Source organism: Acinetobacter sp. Gutcm_16 (assembly GCF_028649355.1).
In the GTDB taxonomy this organism is placed as follows: domain Bacteria; phylum Pseudomonadota; class Gammaproteobacteria; order Pseudomonadales; family Moraxellaceae; genus Acinetobacter; species Acinetobacter johnsonii.
On record NZ_JAQSUV010000016.1, the window covers coordinates 13,234 to 27,055 of the forward strand.

Genomic DNA, 13,822 nt, shown 5'->3' on the forward strand with positions numbered 1-13,822 from the left:
ACACCATGTTTTGATATTTCGATTGATTTATTTTAATTAATTTGTTTAAACGATTAAAATTGAAAATAATCATCTGGTCCTTCGGTTTTTATGATCAATGCAAGTTGCTCAAGATCAGTATAGAATGAGCCGAAATCAATGATTAAATGTTGAATGAAGCTGTGCCAAGTGAACCGTCTATGCAATCGAATACTGAAATAAATACAACATCAATAAAATGTGTCTCTAAGCTTTTTCTGTATGGTAAAAAGCTGGCTTCAGGGCTTGGCGCCGTGTCTGAAGGGTTTTATTTGGTCTATCGACATGGCTTGTATAAAGACATTAACAATCCACAAAATACCCGTTACGTGCAGTATTTCTGTCGTCGACTGTGCAAGGTTTTTAACATTGATGTGCATGTCCACGGGGATATTCCACGTAAGCCTGCACTTTGGGTCAGCAATCATATTTCATGGTTAGATGTTGCGGTTTTAGGTTCAGGCGCACGAGTTTTCTTTTTGGCCAAGGCTGAAATTGAAAAATGGCCTGTGTTTGGCAAGCTGGCAAAAAGTGGTGGAACTTTGTTTATTCAACGTGGTTCAGGCGATTCCATCAAAATTCGAGAGCAAATTACAGCGTTTTTAAAACAAGATATTCCTGTGTTGTTTTTCCCGGAAGCGACCACGACCGATGGTTCTAAAGTGAAAAAGGTGCATGGACGTATATTAGGCGCAGCAATTGAGGCCCAGCGTGATGTGCAAATTTGTTTGATTTGCTATGTGAATCAACAGGGCGGACTTGACCAAGTCTCTCCGTTTATCGGTAACATTAGTTTTGCCGAGCATGTTAAAAAAGTACTAGAAATGCCACAAGTCACGGCACATTTAGTTGCGCTCCCAGCCATTTGTACCGCAGGACATACGGTTGAGAGTTTAACGGCACTGGTCCAACAAAAAATGGTGCAAGGTTTGGCTGATTTACATCAGAAAGTTTTGAAGTCCCAACCCAACATGCAACAAGATTGAAGGCTTACATAAAGCCTTCAATTGGTAGCCAAGAGACGACTTTGAGACCAGCACGTTTGAACCAATTCATTTTGGGTTCAGTGGTATAGGTTTTGGTAGAACCATCAGCTTGTTTGATTTGCCAGTTAATGTTTTTGTTTGCATCTAGGACCAGTTTATAGGCATATTTACTGAGGTTTTGGTCCATGGTGTAGTGTACCGCTTTGGCCAGTGGTGGGCTGTTCAGTAAAACCCCAATTTCTGTATTTAAGTTGGCGGAGCGGGGATCAAAATTAAATGAACCAATAAAAACCTGTTTCTCATCAATGGCCATGAGTTTGGCATGCAGACTCGAGCGGCTTAATCCTTTGATGCTGACTTTGGCTTTTTTCGAAATTTCTTCATTGTTTTCATTTAATGCTTCGGCCGCAGGTGTGGCTAAAAACTCATAGAGTTGGACACCACTTTCCAGCAAGTCCTCGCGATATTTTCCATAGAACGCATGCACCAACGGCACATCATTGGCTTTAAATGAGTTGGTCAGTACGCGAACTTGAATGTCACTCTGTGCTAGGTTTGCCAAATGCTTTTTACCTTTACGTTCCGGGACAAAATAGGCCGAAATAATATCAATGCTTTCCATTGGCTTTTCTAAGTAGGTTTGCAATTGGAAGTTTAAATGTTCTTCTTTTTTCGCACGAGACTTGGTTTTACTTGGTGAGTCTTTCACGACCTCGGCTTTGACCCAATCGAATTGGATACTATCATTTAACCAGTGTTCAAAGGCCTGTGAACGATTGGCCAGATCGAGATAATTTTGTACGGTCACTTCCTGATAGTGCTGTTCTAACTGGGTTTTTAAACCCTCATAACGCAAGCTGTAATGGTTAGCGTTGACAATTTGACGTACTGGAAAGGCATAGTCGTTATTCCAGTATTCATCGAAGGAATGCACAATTTCATCTGAGGCAGAGCCGACCAACATTACATCAACATCGGAAAACTGATAACTGTCGCTGACGTTATAATATTGATTGCTCATGTTGCGCCCACCAATCAACGAAATTTGATTATCGGCAATGAAGCTTTTGTTGTGCATACGACGGTTGATGCGTTTTAGATTTAAGACCATATCCATCGCGCGATAGTGACGGAAGCGGTAGGGGTTATACAGTTTGATGTCGATATTGGCGTGTTGATCGAGCGCCAAATAAATGCCTTCCATTTTCTTGGCATTGTTATCATCGATTAGTAAACGAACTTTCACCCCGCGATCGGCGGCTTTCAAAATAGAATAAAGGGCTAAAGAACCAATACGATCATTGTCCCAAATATAGTATTGTAGGTCTAAGGTCTTTTCTGCTTTATCAATGAGATGAATACGCGCGGCCAAAGCTTCGAGTGGATTGTAGAGGATATGAAAGCCTGTAAGTCCCGGATTTTGTTCACGTAAAGGCAGTACAATTTTGCCTAAGCTGGTTTGATCGGTTGGTAGATCAAAGGCATAGACGGGTGTCTGTGGGATCTGTTTAGGTAAGGTATTACACGCTGGGACAGTCAAAACCATACAGCTCAGCAACAAAAGTTTGGCACCTTGCTGAGTAGAAGATGAGCGGAATGAAGTTTGTTTTGCTAAGCCGTGAGGTTTTTCCATCGTCATAAGGTCTATAAATTTGGTTTGAGTATAATTCTGAGCTATGAAAAGATAAACATAAGATTATGAGTTCTTGATGAACAATTTGTGAGTAAAAGTCTATGATCAATACACACTCCGTCGTGTTCTATTTTTATATTGCGATGGCCTTGCTAGCGGGGTGGGCGGTGTATCAGGCATGGATCAGCCAAACCAATACGGAGACCATTCATCCATTTAAGGCCTTTGTGCATTTGTTGGCTTTTTATCTCTCGTATTTACTCATTCCTTTGTTTTTCTTTAGCATATATGCTGGTTTTCAGGGCTATTATTCATGGCATGAAGCTATTTTTGTGTTTTTGGTCAGTGGTGTGCTGTGTTATGCACGTTTCGTTGAACCGCATTTTGTGCATGTCAAAACCACTCAATATCAAATCCAAGAAGATTATAAATTACTCAAACCTGTTCGTGTTGCCTTAATTGCCGATTTACATATTGGTCTCTTTTCTGGGCATGAGCGACAACTGAAAACTATCGTCAAGCGGCTGAATGAACAAAAAACTGATTTGGTGGTGGTTGCAGGCGACTGGACGTATGAACCTGAAAGTACACTGGCAGAAGAGTTAAAGGTATTGCAAGAAATTAATGCACCCGTCTATTCGGTCAATGGTAATCATGATGAGCAATATCCAGGTCCGCCGATTCAAAATTTGTTAAGACATGCTTTGACGGTGAATAATGTTATTGATATTGAAGGTCAGATTGTTGAGTTTGAAGAGTTTCGTTTGATTGGGGTCGGGGATTTGTGGGCAGGCAAGGCTGATATGCGTTTTATGCCGCATTTACCGCAGGACAAACCTTGGGTCATCCTATCGCACAATCCAGACACGGTCGATATGATACCCGCTTTACCCAGCCGTCCTTTAATGCTTTCGGGTCATACACATGGTGGTCAAGTTGAGCTGCCATGGCTCACAGACTATGTAATGAAAAAAGTATCTATATTAGGACACAAAAAAGGCTTGTACCGACATGAACATGCGGATGTGTTTGTCACTGTTGGAACAGGTATGGTGGGTGTGCCGTTTCGTTTTCGCGTACCACCGACGATCGATATTATTGAACTGATTTAAGATGGGTTTAGAACCAATAAAAAATAAAGCTTAAAACCAAAATGACCACAGCCAAGACGATCCAAAGGTTGTGGTTTTTTGTATGGAGCGCGTGTAGGTCTTGTATTGCATCGAGGTTATTCACTGCTGTGCTATGCGGGCTTTGCGGCTGTTGTTGTGTAAAGCTTCGTCCTTCAGACACAAGGGAGCTGTGGTGTCTTAATTCAGCGGTTGATATGCGTGGTTGTTGATGCCGTTTATGGCGATACATGCTTTTTAGTGCAGCATCATGCCGCTTCGTGAGTTCAGTCACGATCTCTTGTGCATCATCGTATTGAAAAGCGGTATGTGTGGCGATGTATTGAATGGCTTGAATAATTTTATTTTCTTCAACTAATACGATGACATCAAGGAGTTGTTCATTGGTGAGTTGTTGTATTTTTTCATCCATTTTTAAGCCCTATTCACCTTGTATTTCTCTCTATTTTTGAAGTAAAACGACAGATTTTAAATATGGTTTTTGTAGCGTTTGTTAAAGGATCAGTATAAAAAAACCAGCATCATTGTGCTGGTTTTTAGACATCAAATTCAGGGTTAAATTTGATTATTTACATCATCATTTTTGGTTTCACGGATCATTAAAAATGCACATAATGACAGAAGCGATGCCGCCGTGAGGTAGTAACCCACTGCGTGTAAACCGTAGGTGGTTGCAAGCTTGGTGGCAATGAGAGGTGCAAATGATGCCCCAAAGATCCCCGCAAGGTTAAAGGTCAGCGCTGAACCTGTATAACGAACGGATATTGGAAAAATTTCAGAGAGCACAGTACCAATTGGTCCATAGGTTAAACCCATGATGGATAAACCAATACACAGGAACAAGAACACAATAAGAGTACTGCCTGATTCCAACATGCTTGAGAACACTAAACCAAATAACGCTGCAGCAACACAGACTGCAATAGACGTGGTTTTACGACCAAATTTTTCCGCTAAAACTGCTGACAAGGGGATGAATGCAGCAAAGCAGAGGGTTGCGACCAGTTGAAGTTGTAAGAACTGTTCGCGGGTGTAACCCAGCTGTTTGGTACCCCATTGCAAAGCAAATACCGTCGTGAGGTAGAACACCACAAAGGTACAAATGGCTGCAATGGTACCTAAAATCAACATGCCCCAGTGTTTGGTGATCACTTCTTTAAACGGTATGTTAACTTCTTTTTGCTTGTCTAAAACTTTCTGGAACGCCGGAGTTTCATGAAGTTGTAAACGAATCCACAGGCCTACAATTACCAATAATGCACTTGAGATAAAGGGAATACGCCAGCCCCATGTCATAAACGCTTCTTCAGTCATAAAATGACCCAGCGTTAAGAATGAACCAGTTGCCAAGATAAAGCCAATCGGCGCGCCCAGTTGGGGGAACATACCATACCAAGCACGTTTACCTTCGGGTGCATTTTCTGTGGCAAGCAATACCGCACCCGACCATTCACCACCTAAGCCGAGACCTTGACCTAAACGACACAGCGCAAGCAGTAATGGTGCGGCAATTCCAATTTGTGCATAGGTGGGCAATAAGCCGATACACACGGTTGAAAGTCCCATGGTCAGCAAAGCTGCAACCAAGGTCGCCTTTCGGCCGATACGATCACCTAAATGTCCAAAGAGTGCAGCGCCAATCGGGCGTGCAATAAAGGCAATCGCGAAGGTTGCCAAAGACTGAATGGTCGCAGTCATTGGATCGGTACTTGCTGGAAAGAACAGGTACGGAAAAATAATGACAGCCGCAGTGGCATAAATATAAAAATCGAAGAATTCGATAGTTGTACCTACCAGACTGGCTGTAAGTACGCGGAATTTTGAGTTTACAGGCTGCTGTTCAGCAACAGCAGTATTTAATGACGCCATGGTAGACCTTACACTTAAAAAATAGTCGAACTGAGTTTTAAAAGCGTCATCTTTTTAAAAAAGGCGTAATTTTTTAAAAAAATACGAATGTTCCTCGGGCAGACTACGGAATTAGGGTTGCTAAAAAATGTAGTGCGCGCGGGTTATATCACGTAAAGATAGATGGACAGGAAATGTGATCCTGCACCAATCAATACAAAAATATGCCAGATAGCGTGCGTATATCTTACCTTTTTTAGCGCATAAAACAATGCACCGATGGTATAGGAAAGTCCACCAATGATTAAAAAAGTCAAAGCTGGTTTAGATAAAAAGCGTTGCATATCATCCATTACCAGTACAGCCAGCCAACCCATAAGCAGATAAGCGATCAGTGAAATTTTTTCAAAGCGATGAATGAAAACTAACTTGAATAGTGTACCAAAGAGTGCAATCACCCAAAGTGCAATGAGTAGGTAATGAGCTTTTTGCGTGGGCAGTGCGATAGACAAAAATGGAGTGTAGGTTCCTGCAATCAGATAATAAATGGCAGTGTGATCTAATTTTTTATACCAGCCGCGACGCTCTGGTGATTCCGCAAAATGATACAAACTTGATGCGGCAAATAATAAAAATAGGCTCAAAGCATAGACCCATAGCCCGATCCACTGCGCTGTTTCTAAGTAAGACCCTTTGATAATCAATAAAATACCCGCTATGAGTGCAAGACCTGCTCCAATAGCATGGCTAATAAAATTGATTCTTTCTTCAACTGGATCGTAGTTTACAACAGGGTGAGCGATCATAAGTCATGTGCATTTTTATAAAATATACAACTGTATCGTAATTCAAATTTGCATTTAGCGTAAGACGCTTTAAAATTTAATCGCAATTCTTTTTTTGGTTTCTATTATGACCGTTTCGGTATCGTCCACTGCACAAGAGCAGCAATTCCTTCAAGCTTTTCAGCAAGCGCTTGAATCTCAAAGTTTTGATCGGATGATTCTGAGTCAATATCAGGGTGAACTTGAGCAACTCGAGAAGATGACTTTTCGAGTCGTCATGTTGCAAGGACAGCCTGTATTGAGCTGTTTATATCGCCATAAAACCCAAGATGTCACCAAAAATTATTCATTAGACACAGCACTTGATACGGTGACTGCACTTTTGGCACAGTGTAAACAAGCCAATCTGCTGACAACTGAACAAGAGTTGCAACTGAAGAAGAACAAGAAGAAAGCCATGCTGACGCAAAGTAAAAATAAAACGGTAACCAAAGCTGTTGAGCAGCAAGGTCATGACCGTGTCAAACAGCGTTTTGTCGATCAAGACAGTTATTTCTTACAGCCGCTTGGTATTACCGATGCAAAAGCGCACATCATTCAAAGTATGGCGCGTAAGTGGAAGCAGATTAATAAGTTTGTCGAAATTTTCTCAGGGGCACTAAGTCATATTCAGCTGCCTGAACAACTGCGCGTGGTCGATTTTGGCTCAGGAAAGGGCTACTTAACCTTTGCTTTGTATGATTATTTGCTGAAGCAAGGACTGAATCCTTTTGTGACTGGGGTTGAGCTAAACAGCAAGATGGTGGAATTTTGTCAGGAGGTTGCGAACAAGTCGGCTTTTCAGCAACTTGATTTTTTTCAGGGTGATGTTCGGACGTACCAACCTGAACGCCTCGATGTGATGATTGCGCTACATGCATGTGATGTCGCGACTGACTTTGCGATCCATACGGGCATTCGTTTAAATGCTGAAATGATCATGTGCGCGCCGTGTTGTCATAAGGAATTACGCCCACAACTGAAAGCTCCGCTTGTGTTACAACCCATGTTGCAGTTTGGCATTCATGTAGGACAGCAAGCTGAAATGCTGACCGATACTATTCGTGCCTTATTACTCAAAGCCTATGGCTATGAAACCAAAGTGTTTGAGTTTGTAGCACTTGAGCATACCAGCAAAAATAAAATGATTTTGGCAACCAAGCGTAAGGATTATCAAGCGCCCGATGTTGCTGTCTTGGCACAAATTCAAGCCTTGAAAGAGATGTATGGTATTCAAAAGCATTCACTGGAGTTGCTGTTGAATAATCAATGGGATCAGCAAGATGTAGGCTGTAAATGCTGATCTGAACATCACTTTTTAGTGCAATGACCAATATAGAGATGATTTATAGGGAAAAATGAAAATGCCAAGCTTGAGAATTACGCACGGAACATGGGAAGAGTTGCAACAGGCTGCGAAAATGATTCGTGAGCAGGTCTTTATTCAAGAGCAAAACATTGCTGCTGAAGATGAGTGGGATGAGCAAGATAAAATCGCAGTTCATTTTGTGGTCTATGAGCAAGATCAAGCCATTGCAACTGCACGACTTTTGCAAAATCATAGTATTGGTCGTGTTGCAGTTTTAAAGTCACATCGTGGTTTGGGTGTAGGCAAAGTTCTGATGCAGGCGGTGATTGCATATGCGCAACAGCAACAGCGTCCATTTTTAGTCTTGTCTTCTCAAGTGCATGCGCAAGCGTTTTATCAGGCTTTGGGCTTTATGCAAGAGGGTGAGGAGTATTTGGATTGTGGTATTCCGCATATCCATATGCGTTTATCATCCATAAAAAAGCCCTGATTTTTAAGGGCTTTTTTATTAGTCACAGCATATTAGTGACCATGTTCAGATGACATTTTCGCGTGTTCATCGGCACTCATGTCGTGCTCATCAACGGTTGCATGTTCTGTGGTATCTTCAGAAGCTGCTTGAGCTCTTGCTTCACGCGCTTCTTTATCCGCTTGTGCTTTGGCCATCGCTTCTTCAGACATTGCAGGCGCGTTTTTAAAAGCATGTTGCTGAGAGTTTTGCTGCGTTTGCTGACTTGGCATATAGTCAGGCTCATTGGTGATCGCAAGGTAGAAGATACCTAAGAAAATTCCACTTAAAATGAAAGCAATAATCAGTGCTTTCCAACCCCATGGTGATTTTTCAGGAGAAGTATTGTCAGTCATGTGCAACAGCCCAATTGAATAAAAATAAATCTAAAACTATGTAACTTTATAACACAAAAAACTACGTCGGGCTTGAAAAGAATGCACTAAAATAAGTCAAAATTAGATGCTGAATCAGCAGGTTAATTTTGTTGTGTGCTGCGAGCGCAAAAAAGGGATCTGCTGATCCCTTTTTTAAGGTGGAAGTTTTAGCGAATCTGACCCGATGACACCGATTCAATCAGACGTTGCGGTGCTTTGAAACGCTCACCGTATTTCGCTTCAAGTTCACTGGCACGTTGTACAGCTTGATCTAAACCATATTGATTTAAAAACTGAATTGCACCGCCTGTCCACGGCGCAAAACCAATCCCAAAGATCGAACCGATATTGGCGTCAATCACAGATTCAAGAACATTTTCTTCATAACAACGTAAGGTATCTAGCGATTGTACAAACAGGAAGCGGTCTATCATTTCTTGTTCAGAGATATCGACATCTTGCTTCCAATGGCTCAAACCCTCCCAAAGATGTTTTTTACCACCTTCGGGATAATCATAGAAACCCGCACCAGCAGCTTTACCTTTACGGTCAAAAATATGAATCATGGTTTGAATCACATCATCTGCACCTGAACGCGGTAAATCTTTACCTTCAGCCTGAAGCGCCTTACGCGCTTCATTGGCAACATGTTCAGAAAGTGTTAATGCAACTTCATCTTGAATGGCTAATGGGCCAACGGGCATACCTGCTTTGAGTGCTGCCATTTCAATACGAGCTGGATGTACACCTTCATGCAATAAACGTAGACCTTCCTGAACAAAAGTACCAAAAACACGACTGGTAAAGAAGCCTCGACTATCATTGACAACAATCGGAATTTTGCCAATTTGCTGTACATAGTCATACGCTTTTGCCAAAGTTTCAGCAGAAGTGTTTTTACCTTTAATGATTTCAACCAATTGCATTTTATCGACGGGACTAAAGAAATGCAGACCAATAAAGTTTGCTTGATCTTTCGATGCATTTGCCAAACCAGTAATCGGTAATGTCGAAGTATTTGAAGCCATCACACCACCTTCTACAAGGAATACTTCGGCTTCTTGAGTGACTTTCGCTTTGAGTTCTTGATTTTCAAATACTGCTTCAATAATTAAATCACAGCCTTTCAGTTCTTCAGCAGATGCTGTAGCAGTAATTAGGCTTAAAACCTGATCACGTTTTTCAGCCGTCATACGACCTTGGGAGACCTTTTTATCCAGTAACTTTTGGCTATAGGCTTTGCCTTTTTCTGCATTTTCAACAGAAACATCTTTTAGTACAACGGGAATGCCTTTAATTGCTGTAGAGTAAGCAATGCCTGCACCCATCATCCCTGCACCAAGCACACCAACTTTGGTCGCTTGCCATTTTGCAACATCTTTAGGACGGCTTGCCCCTGCTTTAATGGCATTCATCCCATGCCAAAAAGTACCGATCATGTTTTTTGAAATTTGACCAGTTGCAAGATAAGTAAAATAACGAGATTCAATGGTCAGTGCCGTATCTATATCGACTTGCGCACCTTCAACCGCAGCCGCCATGATCGCTTCAGGAGCAGGATAGCAACCTTTGGTTTTATCACGTAGCATCGCTGGTGCAATTGCCAATATTTGCGCAACCGCAGGTGTTTTAGGATCACCACCCGGAATTTTATAACCTTTAACATCAAAAGGTTGTTGTGATTTTGGATGCTCTTTTACCCAAGCGATGGCTTTATCCATCAACTCTTCAGGTGTTTCCGCAGTATCTTGAATTAAACCAAGAGATTTTGCTTTGTCCACACCAAACTGCTTACCTTCCATTAAGAATGGAAAAGCATTTTGTAAACCTAAAAGGCGTACCATACGCACGATACCACCACCACCCGGCAGTAGACCTAAAGTCACTTCAGGCAAACCAAACTTCGTTTTAGGATCATTCAATGCAATACGTACATGACAACCTAAAGCGATTTCCCAACCACCACCTAAAGCTGTACCATTCAATGCTGCAACGACAGGAACACCTAGAGTTTCGATATAGCGAAAATCTGCTTTCATTTTCTGAATCATTTCAAAAAATGGAGTGGCATCTTCCAAACGAGCTTGAATCAACTCATCCAAATCACCGCCTGCAAAAAAGGTTTTTTTTGCTGAACGGAAAATAATCCCTGTAATTGATGTTTCAGATTTCAGTTTAGAAACAATATTTTCCAAAGCGACACGAAAATCACCATTCATGGTATTTGCTGATTGATTTGGAGAATCTAAAGTCAGAATAATAATGCCATCGTCATTTTTAAGATATTGAATTGCGCTCATAAAGTTTTTATCCAAATGATTTTTTGAACTTGAAATGTATACTTCTGCATAGTTGTATGAATTTTCAGCATCGCAGAGTCATTCCAAATTTATTTTAATTTCGGGTTTAACCTTCGGTTCGACCTACTTTTGTTTCGGCAAAAGTAGGCAAAACCATTGTCATACGCAAAACCTGTTTTAATGACTATTCCTATCGAAAGGATTGCAAAAACATTAGATTCAAAAAATGGGTAGGTTGCGTATGACTGATTTGTGTATCAAATGCTCAATAAAATTTAGGTGGTTATACCAACTCAATAATGGTCGCAATACCCATGCCACCACCTACACATAATGTTACCAAACCACGCTTTTTGCCTTGGCGTTCTAACTCATCCAGTAAAGTTCCGAGAATCATTGCACCCGTCGCACCCAATGGATGTCCCATCGCAATTGCACCACCATTCACATTGACTTTTTCAGCAGGAACTTTTAATTCCGTCATAAAACGCATCACCACAGATGCAAAAGCCTCATTGACTTCAAATAGATCAATATCGTCAATCGTCAAACCAGCTTTTGCCAACGCTTTACGCGCAGCAGGTGCAGGCCCAGTCAGCATAATGGTTGGATCTGAACCCACCAATGCGGTCGCCAATACTTTGGCACGTGGTTTTAAGCCCTGTTCTTTAACGGCTTTTTCGGAAGCCAGCAATACAAGTGCTGCACCATCGACAATACCTGATGAGTTTCCTGCGTGATGCACATGGTTAATTTTTTGCGCTTCTGGATATTGTTGTAATGCAATCGCATCAAAACCCATAGCACCCATCATTTCAAAACTTGGATTGAGTTTTGCTAAACCTTCTGCTGTTGTTGACGGTTTGATAAATTCATCTTGATCTAAAATGGTCACGCCAGCTTTGTCTTTAATAGCAACCACAGATTGATTAAAATAACCCGCAGCTTGCGCAGCTGCCGCTTTACGTTGCGAATTTGCAGCAAATGAGTCGACATCTGAACGCGTATAACCATCCAATGTTGCAATTAAATCTGCACCAATCCCTTGCGGAACGAAGTGTGATTTTAAATTGGTTTCAGGGTCTAATGCCCACGGGCCACCATCTGAACCCATTGCAATACGTGACATTGACTCAACACCACCTGCAACAACAATGTCTTCCCAACCTGAACGTACTTTTTGCGCAGCCATGTTTACGGCTTCTAAACCTGATGCACAAAAACGGTTAATTTGCACACCGGCAACATCATTGTCCCAACCCGCTGCGATTGCCGCAGTTTTTGCAATATCACCACCTTGGTCTGCAATAGGCGTGACACAACCCAAGACAATATCATCTACTTTCGAGGTATCTAAATGATGACGATCTTTCAATTCATTCAATAATGTTGTCAGTAAAGTAATCGGCTTCACTTCATGCAATGAACCATCTTTCTTTCCTTTTCCGCGTGGTGTGCGAATGGCGTCAATGATATAAGCCTCGCTCATAGCTGTTCCTTTTTATGACTTTTAAGTTGTTATGCATTTGAGTGTACAAATTAATGGCCGTGATGCAATGACTAGAACGGGTCAGGTCAGATGAATCTTTTTGCCAATAGACTGAAGATTTGGGCATAAAAAAACCCAAGATCGAAATCTTGGGTTTAGCAATGTGCCGAACCGTCGTTAAACTAGAAAATTAGTGATAGCCGTGTAGTTGGCGATATAAACCGGGTGTGACCCCAGTCCATTTCTTAAAGGCACGGTGGAAGGTACTGGTTTCACTAAAGCCCACTTGTTGTGCCACATCTTCTAAAGTCAAACCTGGGTTCAATAGTAGGTGGATTGCAGCATCACGACGTAATGCATCTTTCACGCCTTGGTAACTTTTACCTTCAGCAGCTAAGCGGCGACGCAACGTTTGTGGAGATAAATACAACATAGAAGCCACATCATTCAGAGTTGGCATTTCCTCACCAATTTGACTCTTCAATACATCACGAATACGTGAAGTGAGTGAGTTGGTGTTTTTAAATTTCACCAGCAACTGTGCAGGTGCGGCTTTTAAGAACTCTTCTAATGTTTCTTCATTTTGACGAATTGGTAAGTCCAAATAATCTGCCGCAAAAGTGATTTCGGTACGCGGCATGTCGAACTGCATCACAGGTGCGAAGAACAGGGCATCGTACTCATCTGCATGAGTCGGACGTTCATAACCAAAGTGTACACGTTCTAGCGGTAAACGACGTTCAATCAACCAAGATGCGAGACCATGCCAAATCATTAGCATACTTTCGGTAATGAAGTGATCTGGATCCATCGATTTTGGAATCTGAGGAACAAGACGAGCTTCATGCTTGTCGCGCTCTAATGTCACCGACCATTCATCACCAAACAATTTATAAAACTGTGAAGACAGTTCTAAAGCATCGCCTAAGGTTTTGGCATGAATAATCAGCTGGCACATGATGGCAAACGTACCTAAACGACGCGGTTGCTTATCGAAGCCAACATGTTCGTCTTGGGTCACCATCCATAACATTTTAACGAAGCGAGTATATTGTTCTGGAGAAATACGGGCTTTAGGTTGACGCAGCAGTTCTGCCTCAATCCCTACGTGAGAAAGTAATGTTTCGACATCCATGCCGAGACGTTTTACGCCAGTTAAAGCCGCATTGACGAAATGGATACTAATGGTATCGCGGCTCATATTTAATCCTTCAGTCTCTTTTATATTCACTTGCGTTTGACCTAAATGACGCTAAAAAAAGTATTTTAGGCAATTTACACTAAAGTTTTTTGCCTTTTTACATGTTAAATTGCCGAAATGATCAAGGTAAATGGCTGAACATGACATTGTTTTGTTGCTTTTATATTTCTAAAATAGCTAAAAAATCAACATAAAAAGA

The 13,822-nt window shown here is 41.6% G+C and carries 12 protein-coding genes; 4 read left to right on the forward strand and 8 right to left on the reverse strand.

Annotated features, from left to right (window positions below):
- The first annotated feature begins 179 nt into the window (after positions 1–179).
- Complete coding sequence (locus PTT44_RS02170; protein ID WP_168158312.1) at positions 180–1,004, forward strand: lysophospholipid acyltransferase family protein; 825 nt, start codon at positions 180–182, stop codon at positions 1,002–1,004.
- Between the two features lie 4 nt (positions 1,005–1,008).
- Here PTT44_RS02170 and PTT44_RS02175 read toward each other — a convergent pair whose 3' ends face one another.
- Complete coding sequence (locus tag PTT44_RS02175) at positions 1,009–2,550, reverse strand: phospholipase D family protein (RefSeq protein ID WP_443098225.1); 1,542 nt, start codon at positions 2,548–2,550, stop codon at positions 1,009–1,011.
- Between the two features lie 188 nt (positions 2,551–2,738).
- On the opposite strand from PTT44_RS02175, the gene PTT44_RS02180 reads away from it, so the two are divergent.
- Positions 2,739–3,749: a metallophosphoesterase gene (locus tag PTT44_RS02180; RefSeq protein ID WP_168158281.1), complete on the forward strand. Its 1,011-nt coding sequence runs from the start codon at positions 2,739–2,741 to the stop codon at positions 3,747–3,749.
- Between the two features lie 7 nt (positions 3,750–3,756).
- Here the strand turns inward: PTT44_RS02180 and PTT44_RS02185 are convergent, their stop codons facing one another.
- From PTT44_RS02185 to trhA, 3 genes are all read right to left on the reverse strand, one after another.
- A complete protein-coding gene (locus PTT44_RS02185; protein WP_168158280.1) occupies positions 3,757–4,179 on the reverse strand; it encodes a hypothetical protein in 423 nt (140 codons plus the stop codon).
- Positions 4,180–4,322: 143 nt separating this feature from the next.
- On the reverse strand, positions 4,323–5,636 hold the full coding sequence (locus PTT44_RS02190; RefSeq protein WP_168158279.1) for an MFS transporter: 1,314 nt from the start codon (positions 5,634–5,636) through the stop codon (positions 4,323–4,325).
- 143 nt (positions 5,637–5,779) lie between these two features.
- Positions 5,780–6,421, reverse strand: a complete 642-nt coding sequence (trhA, locus tag PTT44_RS02195; protein WP_168158278.1) for a PAQR family membrane homeostasis protein TrhA — start codon at positions 6,419–6,421, stop codon at positions 5,780–5,782.
- A gap of 106 nt (positions 6,422–6,527) precedes the next feature.
- Between trhA and PTT44_RS02200 the strand changes: the two genes are divergently transcribed.
- The gene (locus tag PTT44_RS02200; RefSeq protein ID WP_273795526.1) at positions 6,528–7,742 is read left to right on the forward strand and encodes a class I SAM-dependent methyltransferase; all 1,215 of its coding nucleotides are present in this window, start codon (positions 6,528–6,530) and stop codon (positions 7,740–7,742) included.
- 61 nt (positions 7,743–7,803) lie between these two features.
- The gene (locus PTT44_RS02205; protein ID WP_168158276.1) at positions 7,804–8,238 is read left to right on the forward strand and encodes a GNAT family N-acetyltransferase; all 435 of its coding nucleotides are present in this window, start codon (positions 7,804–7,806) and stop codon (positions 8,236–8,238) included.
- Between the two features lie 32 nt (positions 8,239–8,270).
- Here the strand turns inward: PTT44_RS02205 and PTT44_RS02210 are convergent, their stop codons facing one another.
- The 4 genes from PTT44_RS02210 to PTT44_RS02225 form a co-directional block, all read right to left on the reverse strand.
- Positions 8,271–8,612 carry a hypothetical protein gene (locus tag PTT44_RS02210; protein ID WP_168158275.1) on the reverse strand — a complete coding sequence of 114 codons (342 nt, stop codon included), beginning with the start codon at positions 8,610–8,612 and terminating at the stop codon, positions 8,271–8,273.
- Between the two features lie 188 nt (positions 8,613–8,800).
- Entirely contained in the window at positions 8,801–10,933 is a 2,133-nt protein-coding gene (locus PTT44_RS02215) for a 3-hydroxyacyl-CoA dehydrogenase NAD-binding domain-containing protein (RefSeq protein ID WP_168158274.1), read from the reverse strand.
- 283 nt (positions 10,934–11,216) lie between these two features.
- A complete protein-coding gene (locus PTT44_RS02220) occupies positions 11,217–12,422 on the reverse strand; it encodes an acetyl-CoA C-acetyltransferase (protein WP_273795527.1) in 1,206 nt (401 codons plus the stop codon).
- A gap of 190 nt (positions 12,423–12,612) precedes the next feature.
- Positions 12,613–13,623, reverse strand: coding sequence for an AraC family transcriptional regulator (locus tag PTT44_RS02225; protein ID WP_004695134.1), 1,011 nt, complete (start codon positions 13,621–13,623; stop codon positions 12,613–12,615).
- Positions 13,624–13,822: the final 199 nt, after the last annotated feature.